This is a genomic window from Gordonia westfalica, from assembly GCF_900105725.1.
In the GTDB taxonomy this organism is placed as follows: domain Bacteria; phylum Actinomycetota; class Actinomycetes; order Mycobacteriales; family Mycobacteriaceae; genus Gordonia; species Gordonia westfalica.
The window spans coordinates 180,815-205,721 of the sequence record NZ_FNLM01000034.1 but is presented as its reverse complement, the minus strand read 5'-3'; the positions used below and the strand labels follow the sequence as shown (position 1 = coordinate 205,721).

Sequence of the window (24,907 nt, the reverse complement as noted above, 5' to 3'; positions counted from 1 at the left end):
ACAGTTCACGATGCCGCGTCGTTGGAACGCGCGCGCACACGCCAAGCTGGGGTTCATGGATGTCCTCCGCGGGGAAGCTTCGATCAGAAATCCCTTCTGCTGCTTTGCTTCACGCCAAGATCGAAACGGCGCTTCCTTTCCGTTCCGGAGTTCAGTACCAGAACCGGCGCAACCGGCACTCACGGCAGTTCGTGTCCCCACAACGATCGCATGTGTGGTGTGAGTCTGCGCTGGAGGCCGATGCGCTCCTTGTCCTTGAGTTCGAAGGCGATGCCCGACAGGTCGCCTCCCAGCCGATGAAGTTTGTGTTCGCGGACGGCACGGAACACGTACCAGACTTCTTCGCGCTTCTGAGATCTGGCGATCAAGTCGTGTATGACGTCAAGCCGTTGGGACGAATGACCGATGAAGCACGGGAACAGTTCCGCAAGACCGCCGAGATGTGCGCATCAATAGGCTGGAAGCATCAAGTCCTGAACGAGCCCGCGCCCGCGCTTCTCCAGAATTTGCAGTTTCTCCGCCCCGCCCGGCATGGCCACTATCATCCGTCGGCTACCGCGTTCGGGCGCATCCGCGAAGCCTTCGTCGACGGCGTGACGTTCGGTGACGGATCAATCATGGCCGACCGCCAACATCCATACCGCGCAGCCGCTCACGTGCGCCACCTGCTTTGGCACCGGTACCTCGATGCCGACCTCTCCGTACCTATCTCCCCTACATCGGTGCTTCGTACGACCAGAAAAGAGGAGCCATGCAACTGCGGCGCGTGAACTTGGGCGACATCATTTCGTGGGATGGACGCGACTGGATCGTTGACGCCCACGGCCGCAACGGCTCCAGGCTGAACCCGGTCACGGATGGAACGCCAAGATGGGTTGACATGGCCACCATCTCTCATGACGGCTCGTTTGAGTACCACGGTGGTAGTGATGGTCACCTCGGCGTAGCTGCCGACCGCATCCAGCTCGCCATGCTCGATCCGGCCACCCGCGCTGACGCACTCTTCTGGTTGCAACACCTGACCGAGGCTCGCTTCGGCGTGGTCGACCCGCATAATCCCGATGCTGTGCCGCGCGACGGTTACGGACCAGAGACGACTATCGAAGGTCGGATGGAACGCAAAGCGCAGGAACTCAATGCGGCGGGAATCAAGACCTCACGAACGAGCCTGTTCCGCAAAGACGCTCAGTATCGTGCTCACGGCATCGTTGGTCTTATCGACGGTCGCCGGGCCAAGGAATCCACGGGGCAGAAGATTCCGCAGATCGTCGATGATGCGGCGCACCGGGTCATCGCTGAGCACCTCGGCGCGACGACCCGCGATGTCCTGTACTACCTCGATAAGGTCAAACAACGAGTCCGCCATGACAACCCCGACATTGACGTCAACTGGCCCAGCGACCGCACTCTTCGGCGATGGCTCACTCCCCTCCTCGACGCTGCCGGGCTTACAAAGTCGGCTCAGCACAGGAGAAGCGAAGGTAACCGGCCGAAGCGCGCGTTCCAGCCGATTCTCGCGACCTATCCCGGGCAGTTCGTCGAGATCGACTCGAACACACTCGATGTTGAGGCGGTCATGCCCGACGGCAAGGTCATCCGCCCGTACATGACGGCGGCAATAGACGTGTTCACCGACAGTGTCGTTGGCTTCCACATTCACGGCGGTGTCCCATCATCGACCGACCACGCAATCCTGTTCGCACGGATGGTCAGTCCGCGTCGCGCAGTTGATCGGATCGATCACGAACTTTCACTGGGCAAATCGAAAGTGCTGCCCGGCTCAGCAATGATCGCTATGGGACAGGCGAACTCAGAGGCTCCCGCGATGCCGTTCATCGCTGTCGAAACGCTGACGATGGACCGGGGAAAGGACTTCCTCGCCAGCCGCGCGGCAGCAGAAACACTGGGGTGGAGCGTCATCGACGCCCCGCCGCATTCTCCCACTGCCAAGCCTCACGTCGAGCGGTTCTTCAAGAGCGTCAACAGCCTGTTTCTATCTCGGATCGACAGCTACGTTGGCAACTCCCCCGAGCACCGCGCCCGCGCCGAACGTGCAGCGATCCCGTTCGCGTCTCTTGTCGATCAAATGTGGGCATTCATCATCACCGTGTACCAGAATCGCCCTCACTCGGGGTTTGTATTGCGAGAGCATCCCGGACGAACTTTCACACCCAATCAGATGTACGCAGCCTCGTTCGACGCCACCGCAGGCATCCCACTCCCCTTCTCCGACCGCGACTACATCGCGCTCATGCCGCGGGACGAACGTACGATTCGCTCGGATGGCGTGCACCTCGGCAACGAAATCTACGACTCGCCCGAGCTCAACGACCTGCGGACGCGAAGCGGCAAATTCGAAGTGCGCCACGACCCCTATGACTCAGAACGCGTGTGGGTTCGCCATCCGGACACTTCGGAGTGGATCACGTGCCATGCCCGAAGCATTCGACTGGCCGCACTACTGCCGCACTCCCATTCGGCTCCCGAACATCGGCAAACCTCGGAGCGACCGAACAGGCCGTCGACCCGCACGCTCAGTGGTCGCAGGACTTTCTCGATGCCGAGTCCGCTCGTGTGGCAGCGAAACAGGCCAGCACGAAGACGTCACGCGAGTCGACAGACTCAAAGGCCGAGAAGAAGGCCCGATCACAAACTCTATGAATGTCGTTCGGACAGTCGTCATGGAACTCCCGAAAAGGAGGCCAGACGGGTCGTTGACTGGCATCGGTGTCGACTTCACGAGCCCGCAGGTTCCGGAGTCGTGGTCTAGTCAAGACGTCAGAAGCTCTTCCGGAAGGACCGTGCATTTGCCTGTGAGACAGCGTGATAAACGCTTCCCATACGATAGTCGTCGCGCGCTGCTGCCGTTCTCTCCCCGGGGATCATCGCAAGTTTGACGAGGATCGATGCCCTAGTTGCCTCGGACATCATTTTTTCATTTCCCGGGAAACCTCCAGACTGAGGCTTCAGGCGCATTCATGTTCGTGTCGGACCACAGTTGAACTCATACGGATTCGCGCGAAGGAACTGTGGCCAAGCACGTATCAGGTGCCGATTCATAGATCATGCTGAGTCGGGCGTTTTCAGACCCTGGCGCAAAGGTTCGAGCGGACTGTCGTCCACAACTGGCCCGCGCCCTGACCCTCCTCGGACTCGAGTGGACCCTGCTCGTAGATCGGACCGAAACAGACTGTGAGGCAATGCCAAGCGCGGATGAGTCAGGTTCGACCAAACGTGGTGGTGCCTACGATCGACTTTTCGAGACCGGGATTGAGCACCTCCACCGGTACGTTGCCGAACATGGTTCGAGCTCGCCGCCCCGCGGCGTGACGATCAACGGTTTCCTGCTCGGGCCTGGGTCGACAGTCGGCGTACCGACTACCGGCTGGGCCGCCTGTCCGCCGAGCGGGTCGCGCGACTCGAGTCCGAGTTCCCGGACTGGCGGTGGAACGTGCGTGACGCCATGTTCGAGACCGGGCTGGTGCACTTCCGCCGCTACGTCGCCGTGCACGGAACCAGCTACATCCGTCAACACGAAGTCTTCGACGGATTCCCGCTCGGGCAGTGGGTGACCAATCGCCGCACCGACTACCGCGTCGGGCGGCTCTCGGCCGAGCGGATCGCGCTGTTCGAGAACGAGTTCCCGGACTGGCAGTGGAGAAAACAGGACGCGGCATTCGCCGTCGCGTTCGAGACCGGACTGGCGCATCTGCGCCGCTACGTCGCCGCCCACGGGACGAGCAACGCCCGCCGGCGCGACACCATCGACGGATTCCCTATCGGCACCTGGGTCGCTTCCCGTCGCGCCGACTACCGCAAAGGCCGACTGACCGCTGAGCGGATCCGCCGCCTCGAAACGGAGTTCCCCGACTGGCAGTGGACCGTACGAGGTCGCTCCTGACCGGACAGAAGACCGACGGGGTGAGGCAACGGATTCAAAACCCTTCCAGTGCGAGTCCTCGTCGCGTCTACTCCCCAGCAACGACGGACCAGGCCATCGGCATTGGGTCAATGTCAGTTGCAGGTCGCCGAGATCTCAAATCGCTTGGTGAGCGGTGCGGCGAGGTCGTAGCTTTCCGCGGTGCCCCTGATCGTGATCCGGGAACCGTCCTGGGTTACCTCGGCCGAGCCTTTGCCGAATTTCGCGGCGTAGTTGACCCCATCGATGGCGAACGACACGCTCTCGACTTTCGGCGGATTTCCTGGTTGCAGATTCACGGCGAGCCCGGGCTGACCGTCGGTGGGGTCCTGCCCGTGAAGACTGATCAAATCGCTCTCGTTGTAGCACTGGAACTTGGTCAGGTCGACGTCGGGCAGCGGTTGTCCCTCGACGGTGGCGCTGAGCCCAGCATCAGGAATCTCGATCTTCGACAGCTTCGGACGAGACTGATCACCTTGAGGTGTGTCGGAGTCCGAACATCCCACTGCCATCAGACCTACACACGATGCCGCCACGAGCGACATCACAAACCGCTGGCGGTTGGCCATTACTTCTCCCCCGAACCGGATGTGCAGCATTACGATCTGCCCCCGCACTCTACCGATAGAGCTTGCAGTGGATTCGCCGTGGGTTCGGCCCTCGTTACCTTGCTCTTAGCGGCGACCTGCGACGGTGACCAGAGGCCGGGTCCGCGTGGCGCCGGCCCTGTTTCGTCTAGCCGCGGATCACAATTTCGATGGCCTCGACGTCGACTCCGTAGGTTTGCGCGAGACCATTTTTTGCCTCCTGGATGGTGAGTGCGTGTGGTGCAGTTGTCGCCTGCGGAGGTGTTGCGGCGGCCTTCTTTTTCGGGGCCGGCAGCCACTTCACACCATCGAGCTCGACGCCGAGATCGTCGAGGGTGGTGTAGCGAACGGGGTTGCGGTGGCCTCCCCAGACCTCGGGTTGGTTGATCGCAGCGTATTCGCTGAACTCGATTCGCCAGCGGTCGTCGACCGGGATGATGCGGGAGATCTTCCCGACTAGGAAGGCGCTGCCGTGCGGTTCTGTGGCGTCGGCGTAAGCCTCCGCGTTGTGGGCGTTCTGGGTGCACACAACGTAGGTGCACTTCCTGGCGCGGGCCGGATCAAGCTTCCAGACGCCCGAACCGCCCTCCGCGAGGATCGAGTCGAGGTTCTTGGCGGTGAAGACGGCGATGGTGTTTTCGGTGTTTGTCATGCCTCAACCATAGATAGTTCGTTGCTACTTTGTCCATACTTCCAACCACGTTGTCGTCATAGTTTCTTGCTCGTGGGCTCGCCCATGGCGACAGCAATCCAGAGAGAATGGTGTGCGTGACCTCTACTCCCCCACCTTGACGAGGCTCATCAATCTTCCCCAGGTGTGCTCACTGAAATTCCCCACCCGGAGGCGGCTTCTACTCTAGCGTTCGTCGGGTCGGTGTGGTCGCGGTGCGCTGGTTTTGGGAGCGGGCGTGGTGGTCGCGTAGGCGGTAGGAGTTGCCGTCGAGTTCGAGCACGACGGAGCGGTCTAGTAGCCGGTCGAGCATGGCCGCGGCGACGGTGGTATCGCCGAGGACTTCACCCCACTCGGCCACCGACCTGTTGGTGGTGATCACGATGCTGGTTTTCAAATAGCGTTGTGCCACAACCTGAAACAACGCTGACGCGGCCTCGGCGGGTAGTGGCAGGTAGCCGAGTTCATCGATCACCAGCAGCGTGGGTCCGGCAAAGAACCGCATGCAGGTGGCCCAACGGCCCTCGATGGCGGCTTTGTGGTCAACATGAGAAAGCGGGCCTCCCTGGAGCTGGTGCGTGGTCAGAGACCATCAGCATCTCGGGAGGCCCGCCTTCGCTGGCGGAGCCACACGGGTGGGGAATTTAGGTGAGCATCACTGGGGAATTTCGATGAGCGCCGTCACTAATCGACGCCGCGGTGGCCAAGGCCCGCCGGCTGGGTCGCTCGTGGGCCGACATCGGCGCGGCCACCGGCATGACCCGACAATCAGCCAACGAGCGCTGGAAAGACCGCACGTGAGTGCTGCCGGATGAGTATCGTCTAATTCAATTCTGACGCATTTGATTTCGAGTTCCGAGGCTGGGTATTTACGACATTCTCGCTGCCTGGGAATGGATTGTGGGACGCCCCGCTGACCGGACCGCCGGACTTCCGTTGAATGTCGCCGGACGCCGGCGATGAGAGGAAGGGCCTCTACGAGGAGGGGTCGACATGAACTTGGAGACTGTCGTGGCGATTATCAGTGCCACGATCGCCATCGGGGCGCTGTGCCTAACTGCCCGCCAGGTGCATCAAGCGGGCGAGCAAACTAAGCTGCAACGCGAACAAACGGAGCTGCAACACAAACTGCAGGGCTGCCGGTCAGCTCGACCTCAGGCGGCACCGACCTACTTGTACAGCTAGCTTGCTCAGCCGCAGTCCCGTGGCCGACACCGTCGGTGGTGTGTCGTGGTGCCTGGCCTCATTCCTCATTCCATGCCGTCTAGGACGAACTGTGCGGCGTTCATCAACCGATCGGCGATGCCATCGTAGTGGGAGTACCCCAGGCCGCATTGCAGGGTGGCCCCGTTGACCGCGATCACCAGGGCGTCTCGCCGGGCATCAGTGTCGTACTCGCCGAGGGCAGCCGAGAGTCGGTGAAGGATGACCGCGCCGGCCCGTTCTCGAATGTCTCTTACTGGCGGGTCCTCACCGAGCAGAGCTGACGTGGAAGCCCGACTCAGAACCGGGTCCTCGCCCAGAACCTCTCCGAACGTGGTGAACAGGCTGTGTAAGCGCTCACCAACCGTGGATCCACTGGCGGTCTGTGCGCCCCACTGATCAAGCTTGCGGGTGAACGCCTCGGCGATCACGTGATGCTTGGAGCGAAAGTAGCCGTACGTCGTGACGTGGGTGACGCCCGCGCGCCGCGACACTTCCCGCATCGACAACCGGTCATAACCGGACTCGTGCAGAGCATCGACGGCGGCGGAGACAATTCGATCTGACGTCACCCCACCACCGACCTCGCCCAGGAAGCCCTTCGTTGAGGTTGCGAGTTCGTCGCCGTTCGTCACCCCGATTACGGTAGACACCCAGCTATACACGTGTAAACTTTACACCTGTAAACCTGACCGACCGAACCTTGAGGAGGAGTCACCCATCATGGCTTTTGACCGCAGTGAACTACACAAAATGAAAGACAGCTGGGAACAAGCAAACATCGATGTGGAGAAGGCAGGTGACTGGCGGCCCCTGAGCGAGTTCTACACCCAAGACGCGACCTACGGCTGGAACTACGGCCCCCAGTGGGACTTCATGGCTATAGGCCGCGACGAGATCCGCGACTTCGCCATCGGATTTGAGATGGACGGACTGGACGGCTGGACCTACCCGTACCAGTCCTGGGTCATCGACGAGCACACCGGAGACATGATCGGACTATGGAAACAAGTCTTCGCCGGCCACCGCCCGGACGGCACCCGCTATGCCCTGGAAGGCATACAAGGTAGCTGGTTCAAATACGCTGGCGATTTCAAGTTCGGATGGCAACGCGATTTCTTCGACTATGGCAACGTGACCGCCCTCTACACCGAGATGCTCGGTGCCGGTGATGCCACCAATGGCATGAAAATGCGTATTGACCGAGTCCTCAACGCCGCCAAAGACCGAAAGCCACTACCCGGCTGGTACAAACTCGGCACCGCACCCGTCCCATTTTGGTGACAACCCTCATCGGGTGGACTGTCGTGAGAACGGTGTAAGTGGCCTTACCGCCGCCCTCGGTGTGTCGGGGTCAGGAAGGTCACGTCACGGCCCGCCGCTCTGATGGCTGTGGAGCCATCTGATGAACACGATGACGGGATCGTCGAGGTGCCTGCGGACCGCAACGTCGACGAGCTCGAGGTAGCGCGCGAGTTGGTGCGCCAGACCCGGGGAGGCCGAGGCCAGTTCGACCTGTCTCCGACGGCCTGCTCAAGGCGATGACCACAACCTGGTAGGTGCCCTCCGTGAACGTCTCGATCGAAGGGTCGGACGGTCTCCGAGGACGCGGCGGTGTCGGTCTCGCGATGAGCGGGGTACCGATGGCGGTTGACGAGTTGACGCGCCTATCTCGTCAGTGCTGTCCGGCCGCTGCATCCCGAGGAACAGACCATCGCAGAGATGCTGCAGGGATGGCGCAACCATGTTCGATCGAGACGGATACGTCAGCAGCTGCACCGTCACCGCAATCTCGAACGCGCGCCGGCAAGTAGATCTGGGCGCACTCAAGCCTGACTGACCCAAGATCCGCTGATACTAGGAGTAACTCAGATCTTGGTATCGGGTCTTATCCAGTGAACAACTGCATCCTGCATCAGATGCACCATCGCGTCCACTCCGCCGACTGAGTGGCCGATAGTCCTACAGGTGAGACGACAGCAGCACGATCGACGCGTGCCGCCTGATGAAGCGCGACGGTGAGTCCAGCGCATCCGCAGCTGTCCGTAGGTCTTCGTGCCTTATGTCCTGGATCCGATCGGACGTGAGTTCTGCAGCCATCACTTCGTCCAGCTCCGGGCGCATAGCGAGAACTTCACGAATCGGTGCGTAGTCGAGCCGACATCTTCGCTCGCCATCGACGTACGGAGCACTCACCGCCCTGCCAGCTAGATTGTCCGGCAGATCCGCGAGGAGATTCATTGCTCTACAGGTCTGGCCGCCGGCACTCAGCACGGACACGGTACGCGCTCGAACCTCTGCCGTTGTCGTCGGAACCTCTGCAAACGCAACGATTCGCTCGGCGGCCTGATCGTCAACCTCGCCGATCGCGAGCAGGACGTCAAGAACGCGATCGATACCACCCGACGCGGCCGCCTCCGAAGGAAGCAGGCCCAGCGCGGCGACAACGCGTGAAACAGCCGTCGATCCGGCGGCAACCAACAGACGGTGCGCCAGGTAATGTTGTTCGCGGGAATCGGCGTGTACGAGTATCTCGACCAGTTGCTCGACTTGTTCAGGCTCCGAGAGTCGAGAGAGTTGGTCCTCGATCTCCGCGAGCCGGTACAGCTCTGGGAACAGCGTTGCAAGCTGCTCGACGGTGAGTGAATTCTTCATCGCAGCAACGGGATCGTCCGGATCGTGGACTACGACCGCGAACGCTTCGTTGACGGCACCGGATCTGATCAGCACTCTAGTCGCGCGGCGGGATGCGCTCACCAGACTCTCGCGGAACCGGGCGGTGACCGAATCCCAGAGGTAGTCACCAAGACCAACGGAAGCTGTCAGCGTCTCAGCCCACTTGTCACCCCTGCCTGACCAGTCGACCTGCACCGGCCAACTATCGACGTCCCATCCCCGATCAGCCACAGCACAATCCGGTACGCCAGTCGCCACCCGGATGGCTGGCCACAGGAACAGCATGTCCCGCGCATGAACATCGGTCAGCGCAGCGCCGTACACCGCTGACCCCGCAGACCGCGTCGTGACTTCCCGAACCGCAGAGACGATCTCCTCGGTGAGATCACCTTCCAGGCGACCCCAGTCGACTGCGTTCATCCCTCCCCCGATGCCGACGCGACATCAGCGGTCATGTGAGAGAGATCCCGATCTTCTCCGCCATCACCCGGATCATGTGCTGCACGCCGATTTCGTTGCGCCCGATGGCCATGTGGTCATGCTGCCCGCGGCGCACTCCTTCACCGCACTGAGGGAGCATCGCGAAGTCTTCGTCCCGAACAGCGGCATGAACCTGTGCGAATATGCCGGCATACATCTCCACCTGCTCAGGACTCTCCGCAGGGTACTTCGCCATCCAACTGTGCCGCACAACGCAACTCGTGGCCGAATCACCCGGCAGAATGTCGATGACCTCGACTCCTACAGGACTGTTGGCCAGGATGAGGTTGGGATAAACCCAATAGATGATGCCCATCTGCGCAGTCGGGTCATTCCACGACTCGTCTTGTTGCATACCCTCGAGGTCCCGAACCCAGTTGAACGGGAAGCCGATACGGTGGTGCGGGCCGAACTCGTCGTAGACGTGGGTGTTCGCGATGGTGTTCTGTCCGATGACGCTGTTGCCGTGGACGAATGGAAAGTGGTAACCCTCAGCGAAGGCTTCGAGCGCACCCTTCCAGCTGACGGCGGAGTTCAGGGATCGCTCGTCATGGTACTGGTAGTCCTGGTAATTCCACCGTGCGAGTTCGGCATCGCACTCACCCAGGTGCGTGTCCAGATCCATCGGCGCATCGGCGTTGAGGACACCCCAGATGAATCCGTGGCGCTCCTCGCTGGGTAGCTCGACCAGACCGTATTCGTCACGATTGACGTCGTCGAACCCTGCCTTGCCCGGAATCCCGCGCAGCTGTCCCCTGTTGTCGTAAACCCATGCGTGGTACGGGCATGTGAATCGTCGGCTGTTCCCTGCCCCGCAAGCCGGCATCGCGCCACGGTGGCGGCAGTAGTTCAAGAAGACGTGAGCCTGCCCGTCACGGTCACGGGTGATCAGCAACGAATCGTCGAGCACCGTGCGCACGACATAGTCATGATTATTCGGGATCTGAGCCGATGCCAGCAGAGGAAGCGGCGTCTCCCTCAACAGTTGATTCCGTTCGTACTCGGCGATCGTGTCATCGCGGTAGTACGACAGGGGCACCCGCAGTGTCGACTCAGCCATGTCCGTGGTGTTGGCGACTGCCAGGTCCAATGCTCGTCGAGTGAGCTCCGGTCCGAACGGACTAGCGGCCGGTCCCGTGCTCGGGGCGGGGTTCTCGAACGTCGTCATGCCAGGTCCTCTCGTCACCAGTGCCTTGCCGACGACCATACATGTAACACGTTCTATGTCCAGTCGTTTTCGGCGATCCAACGATCCAATACGCCACCAGAATCGACGAGCACGACACAATGGGCAGGTGCGTACACATGGATGGGCCGGCCTGATTCCCCCGGCCGACGACGACGAGGCTGCGACACGCATCATCGCCGCCGCCGGAGAGCTGATGGAGTCAGGTGCAACTGATGTGAACATCCGCCAGGTCGCACAGAAGCTGGGTATCGCTCGCCAGACCGTCTACCGGTACTTTCCCAACAGCCAAGCGCTGCTCGTCGCGACAGCTCAACACGCCACCAACAAGTTCCTCGACGACTTGGCGCGGTCACTTGAAGGTCTCACCGAACCTTCAGACGCGATAGTCGAGGCAGTCGCCCTTACCTTCGAGCGCCTTCAAGATAATCGCCGATTCGCCCTGCTGTTCGCTCACCCGGACAACACCGAACTCACCGCCGAGGTCACCGCTACCCGGTCCATCGCCATAGGACGCGTGATCGTCGACCACCTTCCGATCGACTGGGCCGGACATGGATGGACGGACGCCGACATGAATGAGCTCGTCGAAGTCATGCTCCGGTTCGTCCAATCACTCCTCGTCGACCCGGGCGTCCCTCCTCGTCCTCCAAACGAGCTACGCGCATTCCTGCATCGGTGGGTTGGAACGGCCATCGAGGCGAAGAGTTCGACGTCCACGTCGGTGGCCCGAGCTCAGTCCTGAAACTCGGAGCGTCACTGAACACCGAACGAGTTGCGTCGCAGAAATTTCCAACGTTGTCGCGTCCGTACCGGAATATGCAGGGATCGAATATGCCCGGTTACCAGTAGGGCCGAGGGAGTCGTCCCCCCGCAAGACAACCAACGCCTCAGTGGTACTGAGTGCCGGATGACGGCAGCATCCTGACGCTGGTAGTGGCACGCGGCGCCGACTGGTTCTTCTCCTTCGACGCCCGGTCCTCCAGGATTTTCGAGCGGGTCCGCACGTCGCTGAGGTATATCTTGCCCAGTAGATATTCACCGCGGCGAACCCTGTGCCGCCGCTGCCATTTCCGCCCGGAGCCGACACCGCAGTGGGTTTGCCTGTGACTGGCATACTCTGCGGGTGAGCAACACACCAGGCGCTGCAGCAGATCGGCGCGTAGAGAACGAATCGACCAGCCCACAGGGCACGTGGTCCACCGCAGCTCCCGCTCTTGATGAACTGCGCAAGGCTGCCGCAACTCTGCATCGCCTGAATACTGCCGCCGCCCAGGCTCAGTGGGGCGAAACCGGGGCGCTCGCCGATCTGACAGCCGACGCCGCACTCGAGATCACCCACTTCGCCGATGGATCGATCAAAGACATTGCCGCAGAAGGAGCCTCACCGCTGTGGACTCGGCGCGCCGAGGACGCTGTGCGCGCAGTCGCGGCCACCTCCGGTACTGCACCGACACCACATCAAGCGACCGCCGACGCCATGCTCGCAGCATCTCTGGCCAACATCGCTGTCGCCGAAGCGACTCTGGCCGCGGCGCGTGCCGCCGGGATCCCGACCCACACGCCCGACCGACCAGCCATGAGCAGGATCGCCGCACTCAGGTTCACCGACTCCCTCGCGGGGCTGGGCCGCAATGTCATTGCCGAAGTACGCCACATACTCGCCGGGCAACCGCGCTCGATACTGGTGCGTATTGCCATCACCCTGGCTCTGAGCGCCGCGTTGGTGGTGAGCTACCACACCCTGGGATGGAGACGGTACGACGACGCCGCATCAATGACCCTGTATGAGTTCTCGGTGATCGTCGGAAGCGTGGTCTGCACCAACGCTCTGTGCTTCGAAGCCAGCCGCGTACGCCGCCGACTGGCGGGTGGTCAACGCCTATGGCAACTGTTGATCGTCAAGAACCTCGCCATGGCAGTCCTGGTGATGGCAGCCGGCACGCCGGTGATAGCCGTACTCGCCCTCACCGCCGGGACCAATCCGATCGCAATGATCGACCAGTTCATCACGATGATCTTCATCTGGTTGGGAGTGGGCAACGTACTCTCGGTGATCTTTCCCCTACGCCAAGAACCCTTCTCGGCTCGCCTACGAGACGGCACCTGGGTCCCGTATCTCCTGTCCTTCGCGCTTTCGTACGGGGTCGGGCTCACGGTCAACCTCATGATCTACTGGCGGCTCTGGGCCCGCCACAGCGCCGGCGACCACATCACCGGCGGCGACACCGCCGCCTTCGTCGTGGTTGTCGTCAGCGCACTGAGCAGCTGGATACTGCTGACACTCCTCGCGGTCGCCTGCAGTCACAATCCACGAATACGCCAACTCCTCTCCCAGGAAATGGTCGAATACCAGGCCCAGCGCACGCGAGCGTGACACCACCGCCGGTCCCCTAGTCCCGACGAGACGCGATCCGTTCGATGCGCGGCAACGCGATGGCCAGTACCGGCAGATACGCCACCGCCCAGACCGGCGCGCCGAAGCTGAGGACACAACCACCCGCCACCGGGATCACCTCGTGTCGCGTCGCGTTCACCCCTGCCACTTTCCAGGCCCATAGCCGTCGATCCACGAATTCGGTGATCTCGAACGGCAGGGGCACCCCCGCGATGGTCGTGATCGTGCCGTGTACCCCGGACTTCAAGTCGACGTCTCCGTCCACGCGTGCCCCGGTGACGGTGGGTCCCCATTTCGGCCAGGCGCTCACATCGGTGATGGTTGCCCACACCGCTTCGGGCGGCAGGTTCATCCGCAGTTCGGTCGTCGGCATGCCGTGCCGAAACGAAGGTCGAACTCGCAGTTCCGACCTCAGCGACGCGGGAGCCGGACGTCTCATCGTCCCGTCCGACCGAACAGCTTCCGGTCCCACTCAACGCCGTGCGGTGGCCGTTTCCACTCCCACGGCACCTGACTCCCGCGGTCGACGGTGTTACGCAACATCGAACCATCGTCGCAGAACAAGGTCGGGACGGCACTCGTCGCCGCTCCCGGCCTCGACGATCTCTCTGGGTCGCGCGAGTAGGGTGCGCCTGTGAGGTGGGTGCGGACGGGGCGCATTGGACCGGCTTCTGGGGCTACTGATGGTCGGTGGCGCCCCGATGACCGTGGCCGCAATAGTCATCGCGGCGTCCCATCTCGGTGTGAAGGCATACCGCGACTCTCGACAGGCGACCAGACGCTCGGCTCGAACTAACGAAACACGACTCACTCACGATTGAAGGTCATGCGACCCTCCGTTCGTGCCTGGCCGATCACTCTCACTGCATCTGTATGTCTCGCCGTGGCTTTGCGGACTCCGACTCGACCCGGCAAGCACACCCCGAGGACATACCAGACCTCGGCGGGCGGTCCGACACGCACGGTCACCGTTCGCCCGGGCGCCCCGGTCGGCCCGGGTTGTCTCGTCCGGTGACGGGTCTGGCCGAGGAGAACGATCACCAGCCGAGCAGGTCTCATCGCTGGTGGCGAGTCGCCCTCGCCTGTGTGATCGTCGTGATTTGCTCCGGAGCCATTCTCGTCGGCCTGAAGTGGGCGCTGTTCGAGTGGATCGACAGAGGAATGACCACCCGGACTTACGAATCGACCGACGGCGCCAGAAGCATGGCCGAAGTTATGGGACTCGTTCTCATCGACGGAGACGATGTCACCTACGGCGAGGTGACCAGTTCATTCCCCGACTCGAGCGCATATCTGGTCATCACGACTCCTTCTGCTGAGCGGTCGCGCCAGTTGTTCGATCGGTCGGGACTTCCCCCGTCCAGGCCGGTCACGCCCGACTTCGCCACAAGAGCGCCGGAGAATCACGGCCCTGCACCCAGTCCCACGCTGGTGACTTCCCACCGGTGGGATTCCCGCGGGTACGTCACCGCGACTTGGGATCCGCTACGAGCGCCCCGAGTTGTCTACGTGAGTGCCGGCCAAACCTGACGACGAACCGGCCGCGCCCGGACTCGCTCGCGATCCTGGGAGTTCTGGAGAGACTACGGGCACACGAGCCCAAGGTGTCTCAGGTCAGGGAGCTTGTTTCCACCAGGCGACGACATACAGCGCGAGCGACGCGACGAGACCGCCGAGCACCCAGAGAACCACCGAATAGTCGACCCATGATCCGAACGGAGGCGAACCGGGGAAGATGTTGCGCAGGGGTAGCACGGCAAACAGCATCACCGCGAACCAGGTCACCATCGGGGGCTGAAACGCCTTGCGGTGGCGGACCGTCTGGATCGAGACGAACAGGGTGCAGATCGGCAGAACGACCAGCATCGCGCACAACGCGAGATCAAAGGCCAGGGATGCGGCCGCCCTGGATGAGGTGACCGGGAACGCCTTCCCGTCGGCGACGGTGTCCCCCGCTTTGATGTCCCAGCCGATCAGCGAGTCGATCAGCACGACCTCGGTCGCCAACTCCGCGTCGTTCGGACCGAACGCCTTCACCGTCACCGACTCCGCGACGTATCTGTCGAACGGCCAGAGCCGGATGTCGCCGTCGCTGTACAACGACACCGGCAGAACCCCCGGGCGAGTACCCGCGGGGAAAGTCAGTTCGGTATCGGAGACCATCGGTGAAACATCGACGGTCAGATCCTGTTTCAGGTCTCCTCGACCGTCGAGCAGATCACCACCGGCATCAACTGAGACGGTGCCGGCGACCTCGAAGTCGGCGCCGTTGACCGTGTTGATGTCGAGGTACACCACGACGCCGTTCGCCGCCGGCTTACTCGCATCCGCACCGTCATCGGTTCCGCCTTTTGCGTAGACCACCAGCACGGAGACGTAGGCGATGATCAGGCCGACAACGATCGCCAGAGCCACGACCCACGACAATCTTCTACCGGTCTCCGCCATACGCCAGCCTCCACGCTCGTCACCCTTTCGGCGGCCGTGAGCAGGCGCCGGCTGCCGGAAAGTCTATGGGGACACTCCAGTACCGCTCAGGCCGGGTCGAACTCGGACTGCGAGTTCGGTCGAGACGGAGAGCTCAGGCAGCGTCGGATCTCCCTCGTCATTCGAGGACACGAATGTTGTTCGCGCGGAATCCGTATCCGTCCTGTCCCCGATCTTCATAGTCGAACTCCACCGCCTGTCCCGCTGTCAGTGAACGGAAACCCGTACCGGCGACCTCCTAGAAGTGAGCCCACGCTCCCCCGGGTGTGGCGCCCGAGTCGAGCACACCCCACCCCTCGGAATCGTTCCAGGATCGCACGGTGCCCACCGCCGTCGGCAACGTCGCAGCCTCCGGTTGCCGGGCCTCGTCGGGTTCGGTGACCTGGCGCATGATCGTCAGACCGTCCGGCCCGGGATCACCGACGCTGTTCCACAGACTGCCCGAATAGGCCACGGAAGACTGCTCCGGCGGGGTCGCCCCGGCAGGCCAGACGAGTTGCGCCTCATAATCGCAACCGTTGACCGGCGGATCGGCGACCGACCACTCGAAATCGACTTGGGTTCCCGGCCGCAGCCCCATCATGGGAAATCCGGTGAGGTCGGCAACGGCCTCGACGCGGATCATTGTCGCCGTCGCCGACGCCCCTCCCGGCGTCGCCTCGGAATCGATCACACCCCAGCCCAATTGCTGGTTCCACGTCCGCACGATCCCAGTGGTCCCCGTACGTTCACCGTAGGGGTTCGATGCGGGTGCTGTCTGATGGATCCGGCGTCGGATAGATGGTCCTGGTGACAGCAGCGTCGAAATCGACCGGGTCGGACCAAGTCATGGGTTCGACGGGCAGCCGGCGCAGTCCGTTATCGGTGATCCAGTGCCGTCCTTCATGATCGGTGGTGACGGACGGCGTGGGACTGGATGTCGGATAGCTGCCGAGTGGTTGTGTGTCGGCATCGAGGAATGTGATGAGCCACGAGAACCGTCGTGAGACCTGGGTGGGTTCCGTACGTTCCGCCGGTGCGGATCGGTTGAAGGCGTGCCGATCTGACGCATGCGTGCTGATCCAGATTGCGTACGTGGTCTGACCTGCGGCCAAGGGCGATGAGGGGAGGCGTATCGGCTCCCCGAAGGTGAGGTCACCGTTGATGGGATAGACGTCGTCACCGTGCAGGTATCGAAGTGGGTTGTTGAACAGGGACTTCCCTCTATGCGTGGGTCGTCGCAGCCGCGCCGAGATGGACATCGCGGGGCCGACAATCAGGTCGCCCGCGGTGGTGATTCGCATCAGCCGTATGGGTTGCTCAGAGACTTCGGTGTCCTGTGTGGCGATCACGAAGGAGGCGTTGTCCGTAGTGGTGCCGAGCAGGAGATGGTCGTCGGGAACGTCGACGACAGCCATTTGCTCACCCTCCGGTGAGGTGACGATTGCTCGCGGCCTGCCGTGATCGAGAGTTCGCCATTGCAGCGTCACCTCTCCGATGGAGATGAACGACTCTGTAGTGCTCGACTTCTGGACTGGTTCGCCGATGCGGCAGCGGTAGACGTCGAGGCCTTCGGTGACAGTGCATCCGGTCGGTGTCGCGCGGATCGATCGGCCTGAGGTGATCGTGCCCGGAAAGACGTATTCGGTTGCGGTGTCCCCCGACAGCAGAGCGATGATCGGCAGTTGGTTGTCGACCACCCATATCCCGTGATCGCCTGCTGCCACGGCCTGGGGTTCGATTCGTGGTCTCGGTTCCGGCGGGTCGACGTCGTCGAGGTCGAGGTCGATCATCACGCCGGTCTCGACCGCGAACACCGAGGACGAGTCCGACCCTGCGTCACCCATACCGGCTCTGTCGAACCAGCGAGGCGATTCGTCGACGTCGCGGTACGTCGACATCGCACCCGGTACGGGTTCCCACCCTCCCTCTCGGTGGTGATACGGAGTGGTTCGCACCTGTACACGAGTCACCCGGCCACGCACCTGGGCGTGGCGGTTGAAAGCGACGCCGCCCGACTGCCGGAACTGACCGGTCAGCGCGACGGGACCGATACTGGGTCGCCGACCGATCCAGGTGGCTCGCCAACCATCGCCGACCAGGTCACCGGTCCAATACCACCGGCGTTGCGCGGGGCGGTTGCTGCTGCCATCCAGGCGCGGTGTCGAATGCAGGTCCAGCACCGCATCTACGGTCATCGCGCCCGGCGCCGCATCTGAGGTTTCGTGAAAGTCCAGCCACAGCGCCGCGACGGCGCCTATCCGGGGCGGCGGTATCGATCCGTCCTCGATATCCCACGAATGGACCGAAACGGTGAGTACACGCGATCCCTGGCGGACCGTACGGGTGGCCGTCATCGGACGGACCCACACATCTGGACCAGCGAACTACCGAGGCGCCTCATGCGCCTTTCTGCAGACTCGACATGCAGAGCACGCTAGCACCAGCGAGGCTCGTCGCGCATCGACTCTGCCGGACAAGATCACGCGCCGGGCGCAGCGGGTTCCGAGGAGGAGTCCCGGTGGCACACTGGTCGGAACGCACTACTTCCGACGAAGCGATCGAACACGAGGAGTACGCAATGGTCATCGCAGGTCTTGTGCTCGCCGCGGTCGCGGGGCTCCTCCACGTGTTCATCTTCTATCTGGAGTCGATCGCCTGGACGAGCGAGCGCGCACGCGCGACGTTCGGCACCGGGACCGTGGAGGAAGCGACAGTTCAGAAGGAACTCGCTTTCAACCAGGGGTTCTACAACCTGTTCCTCGCGATCGCGGTGTTCGTCGGAATCGTGGTGTACGCCATCGGTTCTGACGCCGTGGGCGCGACGCTGGTCTTCACGGGCACCGGGTCGATGGTCGCGGCGGCGCTGGTTCTGGCGCTCTCGAGCCCCGACAAGATCGCAGCCGCGCTCAAGCAGGGCGTGGTTCCCGCGCTCGCGGTGATCGCACTCGCCGGCGGCCTGATCATCTGAACCCGGCGAACTCCTCGCCCACGACGCCGCCGGTCACTTCAGACCCGACGGTACGACCTTGCCGTTGACCTTCACGATCATCTCGCCGGTTTCTGTGTTCTCCGAGATCATGCCGTACTCGAAAGTCACCACTTCGAGGTCACCGTCGGTGATCACGTCACTCGTAGGCACACCCAACGGTCCGGCCGAGCCGTTCTTGCCGGTGAGTAGCGGCACGCCGTCCGGGGCACGTTCGGTATTCCACGCATCCCGGATCTTTCCCGAGGTGACGATGTACGCGGGGGTCCCGGGATCGGCGTTTTTCGCAATGATCACGCCACTTTGGAACTGCTGGTACACGACGCCGCTCTCACGGGTTCCTGCGTTGTGATCCCCGGTCAGCGGTATGCCGATGGCCCGCTTCTGGGCGTCGGTCGCCGCCGCGTACTTGACTGCCAGCGGGCCGACCAGGGTCACCGCGACGTCGTCTACCCCCGTGATCGTCACCGTGGCGGGCCCGGCCTCGGACGCCCTTGTGACGCTTTCCGCGGCCTCCTGATCGTCGGCTCGTGACGGGGAGGCGGAAGCCTCGGCCGATGGCGCCGCCGACGATGCGTCGTTCGCGTCGGCACTACCGCAGCCGGCGGCGATCAGCGCGACGACGAACATTCCAGCTGCCAGGTCAGCGCGACGGAACGCCACACTCATCTTGTTTCCTCTCGGACGCCGGTCACGTAGCCGATCCGGTACGCGCGAACCACTATCGTGGCCGAGTCTATCGAGTCGACGCTGCCGACCCGGAGCAATATCAAAGGCATCGACCGACAACGCCTTCGGTGATCACCGTCATCGGGGTACCTGAAGCCGAGGCGCCGACGCCGGTCAGGATGAACTCTTGACCTGATCCCAGCGACCCGTCTCCGCGGCCGCCCGGTGGGTCTGTTCGAGGAAATTCAGGACCATCGCGTCCGGGTCCGGAGCTTGCCGCACGAGGTGATACGGCAGCACGTACTCACCCAGCGCGGTGTCCCAGTACGCCGGCGCCTCGACCGCCGGATGCGTGTCGTACCCGTCGGGATGCGGGTACGCGTAGGCATAGAAGGCACCTTCCTCGGCGCCACCCGGCCAATACCCAGCACTCGAGACCTCGTCGCTGTAGGCCTCGTGCATGACCCAGTCGGGACAGTTCGGCACGCCACCGGGATGCTGCGGAGCACTCCGGCCCGAGAACCTGGTGACGGCCAGATCGAATGCGCCCCAGAAGAAATGGACAGGTGAGGACTTTCCTCGGAACTCGCCGCGAAACCTCGACAAGACCCGATGCGCACTGACGAGGGACCACCAGAAGCGAGTCATCGCGTCCGCGTCGTAGGAAGAGTGTGTGATGTCCTCGGCGAACGGGGTTGCATCGGGAAGCTCCACGGGTGTTCCGAGGATGTCGACGTCGATGCCGAGATCTGTCAGGTGACCGGTGTACTCGGCGTAGAAGTCGGCAACGGTCCGCGGTTCGAGGTTCATCCGCCGAGCGCTGCCGTCGGTGACGAGCAACAACAGCTCGTGCTCCAGGAAATCGAAGCGAATCTCGAGGCCGCGAGTCCCGGCGGCCATCAGCGACGTCGTGAGGCCGCGTGCGTCCACATAGAGCGGCACTCCCCACCAGTGGTTGACGTCCGCCCGAGAGCGAGGCGCGTCTTGCCGACGATCTGGGTCCACAGCTGGACCGTGTCCCTGGTGTCGCTCCACGAATCGACCGGCAGTGCAGGCCACGCGTCGTATCGGGTTTCCATAAGGGCATGATCCCCGACGCGTCGACCGCACGCAGGCACTCCACGATTCGACGGGGACTCCGGCGGAACAGCAGGTGAGACCGACGCCCCTCAGCAGCAGCCGGTAGATGCCGCCAAAACGTCACACAGCGCCTGGAGTGCTGCGGGCTGGGCCCGGTAGTACACATTCATGCCGCGTCGCTCGGGGTGACCATACCGGCTTTGCGAAGCTGCCCGAGATGATGACTGGTCGTCGCCTCGGTCAGCCCGACCGCTACTGCCAGATCGCACGTGCAGACCCCCTCCCCCGATGAATCCGAGAGCAGGATCGACAGCAGCTTGAGCCGCACCGGGTCGGCAAGCGCCTTGAGCCGCAACGCAATCTCGAGCGCGGCGTCGTCGTCCAGCGGCGCCGCCGACACCGGCGCACAGCAGATCGGCGCGCTGATATCGACGACGGGCAAGGTCTTCGGCATATCGCCACCATACGCACGATCTTGACATATGTCGAAAAGGTGGCATCCTGCGAGTGTCCGTCTAGTTAGATATATGTCTCACAGGTGAAAGGTGGATGTCATGTCCCGTATGCAGCTCGCACTCAACGTCGACGATCTGGACACCGCGGTCGAGTTCTACTCGAAACTGTTCAACGTCGGGCCGGCGAAACTCAAGCCCGGGTATGCGAACTTCGCAATCGCCGAGCCGCCCCTGAAGCTGGTCTTGCTGGAGAACCCCGGCCAGGGAGGCACGATCAACCACCTCGGGGTCGAGGTCGAGTCCAGCGAGAAGGTGCACGCCGAAATCGCCCGCCTGTCCGGCGAAGGTCTGTTCACGCAGGAGGAGATCAACTCCACCTGCTGCTTCGCCACCCAGGACAAGGTCTGGGTCACCGGGCCGGCCAACGAGAAGTGGGAGGTCTACACAGTGCTCGCCGACTCCGATACCTTCGGCACCAGCCCGAAGCTGTTGGCAGAGCTCACCGATGATTCGGAGCAGGGTTCGATGTGTTGCGGCGGCACTGCCACCGAACCTACCGACGCCCGCACCGCCTGCTGCTGAGACCGTCGCGACAACGCGCTCTCGCCTACTGCTCGAGGCGGTCGGCGAGAGCACCGATCCGGGCGGTGATGTCGTCGCGGATCAGCCGCATCCGCTCGATGCCGTCGATGCCCCGCTCGGAGGGTTCATCGGTAAGCCACACCTCGAGTTCAACGCCGGCCGGGGCCTCGACCTCGGCCGGACCCACGACCACGACCAGGTCCGCGGCCCGCATCAGCTCGTCGCTGAGTTGACGGGGTTGATGGCCGGTGACGTGCGCGCCGACCTCTGCGAGCACCTGCGCCGACAAGTCGTTGACCAACCCGTTGGTCTTGGCTTCGGTACCGGCCGACGAGGCGTCGATGCGGTCGGTGATCGTGGGCGTGAGACGTTCTGCCATCACGGACTTCCCGCGGTTGCTCACGCACACGAACAACACCTTGATGGAGTCAGGCATCTCGCTGGGCCTCCCTCGGCAGCTCGGATGGCGTGGCGAATCGGCGGCGCAACGTCAAGCTCACGTAGACCAGCGCAACGAGTACCGGCACCTCGATCAGCGGGCCGATCACACCTGCCAGCGCCTGTCCCGAGGTCACCCCGAAGGTGGCGATCGCAACAGCGATGGCGAGTTCGAAGTTGTTGCCGGCCGCGGTGAACGCCAATGTGGTCGTCCGCTCGTACCCGAGGCCGAGCACCGTCCCCAGGGCGAATCCACCGCCCCACATCACCGCGAAGTAGATCAACAGCGGCAACGCGATTCGAGCGACGTCCCAGGGCTGCGAGGTGATCCGCTCGCCCTGTAGCGCGAACAGGATCACGACGGTGAACAGCAGACCGTACAGGGCCCACGGCCCCAGTCGCGGCAGGAACGAGTCTTGATACCAGGCGCGGCCCTTCACTCGCTCCCCGATCCGGCGAGTCAGATAGCCCGCCAGCAACGGGATGCCCAGGAAGATCAGCACCGATTTCGCGATCTGCCACGGCGAGGCGTCGATCGTGGTCTGTTCCAGGCCGAGCCATCCCGGTAGCACCGACAGGTAGAACCAGCCCAACACAGCGAACATGACCACCTGGAACACCGAGTTCAGCGCCACGAGAACGGCGGCCGCCTCCCGGTCGCCGCAGGCGAGGTCGTTCCAGATGATGACCATCGCAATGCAGCGGGCCAGCCCGACGATGATCAGTCCGGTCCGATACTCCGGAAGATCCGGCAACAACAGCCACGCCAGCGCAAACATCAACGCCGGCCCGACAATCCAGTTCAGCACCAGCGACGCGACCAGCAGACGACGGTCACCGGTCACCGAATCCAGGCGGTCGTAGCGCACCTTCGCCAGGACCGGGTACATCATCACCAGCAGGCCGATGGCGATCGGCAGCGAGATGCCGTCCACCTCGACCGCCGCAACCGCCTCACCGAGTCCCGAGACCCACCGCCCCAGCAGCAGGCCGAGCAGCATCGCGCCGCCGATCCACACCGGCAGAAATCGATCAAGCATCGACAGTTTGCCGGCCACCTGGCCGGGCGCACTCACTGCGGATCCTCGCATGGACGGGGTTCGCCCTGCACCGCTGCCAGGCCGTCGAGCAACCCGGACAGCTGTTGCAGCGCAGCTGTGTTCACTCGGTAGTACACCCAGGTGGACCGCCTGTCACTGCTCACCAGTCCGGCCTCCCGCAGCACCTTGAGATGATGCGAGATCGTCGGCTGCGACAGATCGAACGGTCCGGAGATGTCGCACACGCATGCTTCGCCACCAGGATGGGCCGCCACCTCAGACAACAGCCGGAGTCGCACCGGATCCGCGAGCGCTTTCAGCACGAGCGACGCCGCTCCGGCCTGGTCGGCATCGAGACCTCTGGCCGGGGTTGCGAGCAGGTTCTGTTTCGACACTCGTCAATATTGACAGATATCGAATCAGGAGTCATCTGCACCCCCTGCCGCCACCTCTATCCGTTACGAAAACACCGCCCCGTCCACCTTGGTCTGATGTCTCCGCAGGGGCATCAGCGTCGGCCGCCGACGACAATCGCCTGAGACGATTCAGTCAAATAGTCCCAAACCGCTCATGGCGAGCTTCGGAACCTGTTCCAATTGCTGACAAGCGGAACAGTCAGCTGTGAGGGGGCACCGATGTCGGCGCAGTACTACCCGGAACTGGCAGAGCGGGTCACACGGCAAGCCGACGATCTACCCGAGCTGTACGGCGACTTCGACTTCACCACGACCCGGAACGTTTCACCACCGACCCGGACGTGAGGTCGGCGCTGCCGCGTCGACTGGGCGATCGCAACACGTACCTCGACGACCCGCGCCTCATGGAGTTGGTCCACACCTCGACATTCCTCGCCGATGTGCCCGCGGACCGGGTGGCAGCACTGGCCGGTCGGTACCCGGTCTCCGAACTCGTGACACTGGTTCGCCGCGTTTGCCGCGAGGGCGCCGAGAATGTGCCCGACGCTCCACCCGAGATCGGCGAGCTCATCACGGTGATGCAGGAGAAGCCCGACTGGATCAACTTCGATCTCGTCGACGACGGCGCCGCGTACTCGCGTGTGTATGCCGCGCTCGTCTCCCCCCTCATGACTCGAGGCGCGTTCCTGGCGACCTTCACCAACAGTTATGCAGCACTGCCGATGACAATCACCGACGCACTGTCGGGCACCCGCGCCGCGCACCGCGTCAACGAGACCACCGCCTACTTCGCGGTGACGGCACTGCCCGGCGGTCTCGACCGTTTCAGCCCGGGCTTCGAGGCCACGGTGATGGTGCGACTCATGCATTCGATGGTCCGCGTCAACGCCCTGCAGCGGATCGGCCGTACCAACAACAGCAAGAATCGGATGTGGGACACCGAGGTCTACGGCCTGCCGGTCCCGCAAATCGATCAATTCCCCGCCGGCATGATCGGCCCTTACCAGAAGGCGGACAAGGATGTCAGGGCCAACCGCGAACTCCCCTACGACGAGCGCGCGATGGTCGAATTCCACCGCTACCGCGGCTTCCTGCTGGGGCTCCCCGAAGAACTGCTGCCCGGATCTGCGCAGGAGATCGTCGACCTGTTCAATGCGCGGGCCGCAACCCTGCGCTACGGATACGACGACGACTGCCGCAAACTCGTCAGCTCCACGATGGACGCCTACCTGCGCCCGTCCGAGAGCCCCTTCGACCGCGCTGCCGACGCGGTCGAAAAGAGTTACAGCAAGCTCGCTTTCGCGGCCGCCTTCTGCGAGGGCAACCTCAAGAAGGCCGCCGAGATGGGCGTCGACCTGTCGGTCACCGACTTCGCTCGCGCAGCGGCGACAGTACCGTTGCTGACCAGCAGGTTCGCCGCGGTCCGGATCGCCGGCGAACTCCCCGTGCTGCAAGAGCTGGCCGATCAGTACGTCACCGACCTGGTCAAACGGCGCCTCGACGACAACGGGATCCCCGCGTACACAACGGATTCCCGGGAGTACGCGCACTATTCAGCCGGCACGGTGGGACTACGCCTTCTCCTCGGGCTCCGTGGCGGGCCCCTCATCGGTGGCTCCACCTTCGCCGGTCCAGTCGCCCGATTCTTCGCCC

Annotated in this window: 22 protein-coding genes and 5 pseudogenes; 11 read left to right on the top strand and 16 right to left on the bottom strand. The window is 63.1% G+C overall.

Annotation, left to right across the window (positions count from 1 at the left end):
* The first annotated feature begins 59 nt into the window (after positions 1 to 59).
* The 3 genes from BLU62_RS06260 to BLU62_RS33760 all read left to right on the top strand — a co-directional run bounded on the left by BLU62_RS06260 (position 60) and on the right by BLU62_RS33760 (position 3,901).
* Entirely contained in the window at positions 60 to 770 is a 711-nt protein-coding gene (locus BLU62_RS06260; RefSeq protein WP_084811747.1) for a TnsA-like heteromeric transposase endonuclease subunit, read from the top strand.
* Entirely contained in the window at positions 752 to 2,770 is a 2,019-nt protein-coding gene (locus tag BLU62_RS06255; protein ID WP_074848784.1) for a Mu transposase C-terminal domain-containing protein, read from the top strand. The genes BLU62_RS06260 and BLU62_RS06255 overlap by 19 nt, the downstream gene beginning before the upstream one ends.
* Positions 2,771 to 3,451: 681 nt before the next feature.
* Positions 3,452 to 3,901 carry a helicase associated domain-containing protein gene (locus tag BLU62_RS33760; RefSeq protein ID WP_244278083.1) on the top strand — a complete coding sequence of 150 codons (450 nt, stop codon included), beginning with the start codon at positions 3,452 to 3,454 and terminating at the stop codon, positions 3,899 to 3,901.
* Between the two features lie 113 nt (positions 3,902 to 4,014).
* On the opposite strand, the gene BLU62_RS06245 is transcribed toward BLU62_RS33760, so the two are convergent.
* The 4 genes and pseudogenes from BLU62_RS06245 to BLU62_RS06225 all read right to left on the bottom strand — a co-directional run bounded on the left by BLU62_RS06245 (position 4,015) and on the right by BLU62_RS06225 (position 7,014).
* On the bottom strand, positions 4,015 to 4,488 hold the full coding sequence (locus BLU62_RS06245) for a lipoprotein LpqH (protein ID WP_074848783.1): 474 nt from the start codon (positions 4,486 to 4,488) through the stop codon (positions 4,015 to 4,017).
* Between the two features lie 166 nt (positions 4,489 to 4,654).
* On the bottom strand, positions 4,655 to 5,158 hold the full coding sequence (locus BLU62_RS06240; RefSeq protein ID WP_074848780.1) for a hypothetical protein: 504 nt from the start codon (positions 5,156 to 5,158) through the stop codon (positions 4,655 to 4,657).
* Positions 5,159 to 5,357: 199 nt separating this feature from the next.
* Positions 5,358 to 5,717, bottom strand: a pseudogene (locus tag BLU62_RS06235) (ATP-binding protein); the annotation flags it as partial.
* Positions 5,718 to 6,426: 709 nt separating this feature from the next.
* Positions 6,427 to 7,014, bottom strand: a complete 588-nt coding sequence (locus BLU62_RS06225; RefSeq protein WP_159441547.1) for a TetR/AcrR family transcriptional regulator — start codon at positions 7,012 to 7,014, stop codon at positions 6,427 to 6,429.
* Positions 7,015 to 7,102: 88 nt separating this feature from the next.
* Here BLU62_RS06225 and BLU62_RS06220 point away from each other — a divergent pair, with 88 nt between their 5' ends.
* Both BLU62_RS06220 and BLU62_RS33755 read left to right on the top strand, forming a co-directional pair.
* Positions 7,103 to 7,663, top strand: coding sequence for a hypothetical protein (locus tag BLU62_RS06220; protein WP_074848776.1), 561 nt, complete (start codon positions 7,103 to 7,105; stop codon positions 7,661 to 7,663).
* Between the two features lie 102 nt (positions 7,664 to 7,765).
* Positions 7,766 to 7,932, top strand: a pseudogene (locus BLU62_RS33755) (IS256 family transposase); the annotation flags it as partial.
* Between the two features lie 409 nt (positions 7,933 to 8,341).
* Here the strand turns inward: BLU62_RS33755 and BLU62_RS06210 are convergent.
* Together BLU62_RS06210 and BLU62_RS06205 are read right to left on the bottom strand one after the other, a co-directional pair.
* Complete coding sequence (locus BLU62_RS06210) at positions 8,342 to 9,475, bottom strand: hypothetical protein (RefSeq protein WP_074848774.1); 1,134 nt, start codon at positions 9,473 to 9,475, stop codon at positions 8,342 to 8,344.
* Positions 9,476 to 9,506: 31 nt separating this feature from the next.
* Positions 9,507 to 10,703, bottom strand: a complete 1,197-nt coding sequence (locus tag BLU62_RS06205; protein ID WP_084811744.1) for an aromatic ring-hydroxylating oxygenase subunit alpha — start codon at positions 10,701 to 10,703, stop codon at positions 9,507 to 9,509.
* A gap of 127 nt (positions 10,704 to 10,830) precedes the next feature.
* Between BLU62_RS06205 and BLU62_RS06200 the strand changes: the two genes are divergently transcribed.
* Positions 10,831 to 11,466 carry a TetR/AcrR family transcriptional regulator gene (locus tag BLU62_RS06200; RefSeq protein ID WP_074848772.1) on the top strand — a complete coding sequence of 212 codons (636 nt, stop codon included), beginning with the start codon at positions 10,831 to 10,833 and terminating at the stop codon, positions 11,464 to 11,466.
* Positions 11,467 to 11,847: 381 nt separating this feature from the next.
* Positions 11,848 to 13,098: an ABC transporter permease gene (locus BLU62_RS06195; RefSeq protein ID WP_244278082.1), complete on the top strand. Its 1,251-nt coding sequence runs from the start codon at positions 11,848 to 11,850 to the stop codon at positions 13,096 to 13,098.
* Positions 13,099 to 13,114: 16 nt separating this feature from the next.
* Here the strand turns inward: BLU62_RS06195 and BLU62_RS06190 are convergent, their stop codons facing one another.
* From BLU62_RS06190 to BLU62_RS06170, 4 genes are all read right to left on the bottom strand, one after another.
* Positions 13,115 to 13,492, bottom strand: a complete 378-nt coding sequence (locus BLU62_RS06190) for an SRPBCC family protein (RefSeq protein ID WP_074848770.1) — start codon at positions 13,490 to 13,492, stop codon at positions 13,115 to 13,117.
* A 1,241-nt stretch (positions 13,493 to 14,733) separates the two neighbouring features.
* Positions 14,734 to 15,567, bottom strand: coding sequence for a DUF4436 family protein (locus BLU62_RS06180; RefSeq protein WP_074848766.1), 834 nt, complete (start codon positions 15,565 to 15,567; stop codon positions 14,734 to 14,736).
* A gap of 277 nt (positions 15,568 to 15,844) precedes the next feature.
* The gene (locus tag BLU62_RS32465) at positions 15,845 to 16,312 is read right to left on the bottom strand and encodes a cold shock domain-containing protein (protein WP_244278081.1); all 468 of its coding nucleotides are present in this window, start codon (positions 16,310 to 16,312) and stop codon (positions 15,845 to 15,847) included.
* Between the two features lie 22 nt (positions 16,313 to 16,334).
* Positions 16,335 to 17,783 (bottom strand): hypothetical protein, encoded by a 1,449-nt coding sequence (locus BLU62_RS06170; protein ID WP_139180014.1) that lies wholly within the window; start codon positions 17,781 to 17,783, stop codon positions 16,335 to 16,337.
* Between the two features lie 383 nt (positions 17,784 to 18,166).
* On the opposite strand from BLU62_RS06170, the gene BLU62_RS06165 reads away from it, so the two are divergent.
* Complete coding sequence (locus BLU62_RS06165; protein WP_074852720.1) at positions 18,167 to 18,556, top strand: DUF1304 domain-containing protein; 390 nt, start codon at positions 18,167 to 18,169, stop codon at positions 18,554 to 18,556.
* A gap of 33 nt (positions 18,557 to 18,589) precedes the next feature.
* Here the strand turns inward: BLU62_RS06165 and BLU62_RS06160 are convergent, their stop codons facing one another.
* The 3 genes and pseudogenes from BLU62_RS06160 to BLU62_RS06150 all read right to left on the bottom strand — a co-directional run bounded on the left by BLU62_RS06160 (position 18,590) and on the right by BLU62_RS06150 (position 20,777).
* Positions 18,590 to 19,243 carry an LGFP repeat-containing protein gene (locus tag BLU62_RS06160; RefSeq protein ID WP_074848761.1) on the bottom strand — a complete coding sequence of 218 codons (654 nt, stop codon included), beginning with the start codon at positions 19,241 to 19,243 and terminating at the stop codon, positions 18,590 to 18,592.
* Positions 19,244 to 19,417: 174 nt separating this feature from the next.
* Positions 19,418 to 20,322, bottom strand: a pseudogene (locus BLU62_RS06155) (DUF5996 family protein).
* A 90-nt stretch (positions 20,323 to 20,412) separates the two neighbouring features.
* Positions 20,413 to 20,777, bottom strand: a pseudogene (locus BLU62_RS06150) (Rv2640c family ArsR-like transcriptional regulator).
* 100 nt (positions 20,778 to 20,877) lie between these two features.
* Between BLU62_RS06150 and BLU62_RS06145 the strand changes: the two are divergent.
* Positions 20,878 to 21,360 carry an ArsI/CadI family heavy metal resistance metalloenzyme gene (locus tag BLU62_RS06145; RefSeq protein WP_074848759.1) on the top strand — a complete coding sequence of 161 codons (483 nt, stop codon included), beginning with the start codon at positions 20,878 to 20,880 and terminating at the stop codon, positions 21,358 to 21,360.
* A 25-nt stretch (positions 21,361 to 21,385) separates the two neighbouring features.
* Here the strand turns inward: BLU62_RS06145 and BLU62_RS06140 are convergent, their stop codons facing one another.
* From BLU62_RS06140 to BLU62_RS06130, 3 genes are read right to left on the bottom strand one after another with little or no spacing between them, the layout of a single operon-like run.
* Positions 21,386 to 21,796 carry an arsenate-mycothiol transferase ArsC gene (locus tag BLU62_RS06140; RefSeq protein ID WP_074848757.1) on the bottom strand — a complete coding sequence of 137 codons (411 nt, stop codon included), beginning with the start codon at positions 21,794 to 21,796 and terminating at the stop codon, positions 21,386 to 21,388.
* On the bottom strand, positions 21,789 to 22,838 hold the full coding sequence (gene arsB / locus BLU62_RS06135) for an ACR3 family arsenite efflux transporter (RefSeq protein ID WP_244278343.1): 1,050 nt from the start codon (positions 22,836 to 22,838) through the stop codon (positions 21,789 to 21,791). Before arsB ends, BLU62_RS06140 begins: the two co-directional genes overlap by 8 nt.
* 32 nt (positions 22,839 to 22,870) lie before the next feature.
* Positions 22,871 to 23,233, bottom strand: a complete 363-nt coding sequence (locus tag BLU62_RS06130; RefSeq protein WP_074848753.1) for an ArsR/SmtB family transcription factor — start codon at positions 23,231 to 23,233, stop codon at positions 22,871 to 22,873.
* A gap of 240 nt (positions 23,234 to 23,473) precedes the next feature.
* Here BLU62_RS06130 and BLU62_RS34535 point away from each other — a divergent pair, with 240 nt between their 5' ends.
* Positions 23,474 to 23,599 (top strand): hypothetical protein, encoded by a 126-nt coding sequence (locus BLU62_RS34535; RefSeq protein ID WP_342028590.1) that lies wholly within the window; start codon positions 23,474 to 23,476, stop codon positions 23,597 to 23,599.
* A 59-nt stretch (positions 23,600 to 23,658) separates the two neighbouring features.
* Positions 23,659 to 24,426, top strand: a pseudogene (locus BLU62_RS35100) (oxygenase MpaB family protein); the annotation flags it as partial.
* Between the last annotated feature and the right edge of the window lie 481 nt (positions 24,427 to 24,907).

What these genes read in the sequence shown, in the direction of transcription:
- BLU62_RS06190 (WP_074848770.1), bottom strand. Translation starts at nt 13,492, where the DNA reads ATGCCGACGACCGAACTGCGGATGAACCTGCCGCCCGAAGCGGTGTGG.
- BLU62_RS06140 (WP_074848757.1), bottom strand. Translation starts at nt 21,796, where the DNA reads ATGCCTGACTCCATCAAGGTGTTGTTCGTGTGCGTGAGCAACCGCGGG.
- BLU62_RS06240 (WP_074848780.1), bottom strand. Translation starts at nt 5,158, where the DNA reads ATGACAAACACCGAAAACACCATCGCCGTCTTCACCGCCAAGAACCTC.
- BLU62_RS06145 (WP_074848759.1), top strand. Translation starts at nt 20,878, where the DNA reads ATGTCCCGTATGCAGCTCGCACTCAACGTCGACGATCTGGACACCGCG.
- arsB (WP_244278343.1), bottom strand. Translation starts at nt 22,838, where the DNA reads ATGCTTGATCGATTTCTGCCGGTGTGGATCGGCGGCGCGATGCTGCTC.
- BLU62_RS06165 (WP_074852720.1), top strand. Translation starts at nt 18,167, where the DNA reads ATGGTCATCGCAGGTCTTGTGCTCGCCGCGGTCGCGGGGCTCCTCCAC.
- BLU62_RS06180 (WP_074848766.1), bottom strand. Translation starts at nt 15,567, where the DNA reads ATGGCGGAGACCGGTAGAAGATTGTCGTGGGTCGTGGCTCTGGCGATC.
- BLU62_RS06170 (WP_139180014.1), bottom strand. Translation starts at nt 17,783, where the DNA reads ATGACCGTAGATGCGGTGCTGGACCTGCATTCGACACCGCGCCTGGAT.
- BLU62_RS06260 (WP_084811747.1), top strand. Translation starts at nt 60, where the DNA reads ATGTCCTCCGCGGGGAAGCTTCGATCAGAAATCCCTTCTGCTGCTTTG.
- BLU62_RS06255 (WP_074848784.1), top strand. Translation starts at nt 752, where the DNA reads ATGCAACTGCGGCGCGTGAACTTGGGCGACATCATTTCGTGGGATGGA.
- BLU62_RS06210 (WP_074848774.1), bottom strand. Translation starts at nt 9,475, where the DNA reads ATGAACGCAGTCGACTGGGGTCGCCTGGAAGGTGATCTCACCGAGGAG.
- BLU62_RS06160 (WP_074848761.1), bottom strand. Translation starts at nt 19,243, where the DNA reads ATGAGTGTGGCGTTCCGTCGCGCTGACCTGGCAGCTGGAATGTTCGTC.
- BLU62_RS06220 (WP_074848776.1), top strand. Translation starts at nt 7,103, where the DNA reads ATGGCTTTTGACCGCAGTGAACTACACAAAATGAAAGACAGCTGGGAA.
- BLU62_RS06205 (WP_084811744.1), bottom strand. Translation starts at nt 10,703, where the DNA reads ATGACGACGTTCGAGAACCCCGCCCCGAGCACGGGACCGGCCGCTAGT.
- BLU62_RS34535 (WP_342028590.1), top strand. Translation starts at nt 23,474, where the DNA reads ATGTCGGCGCAGTACTACCCGGAACTGGCAGAGCGGGTCACACGGCAA.
- BLU62_RS06245 (WP_074848783.1), bottom strand. Translation starts at nt 4,488, where the DNA reads ATGGCCAACCGCCAGCGGTTTGTGATGTCGCTCGTGGCGGCATCGTGT.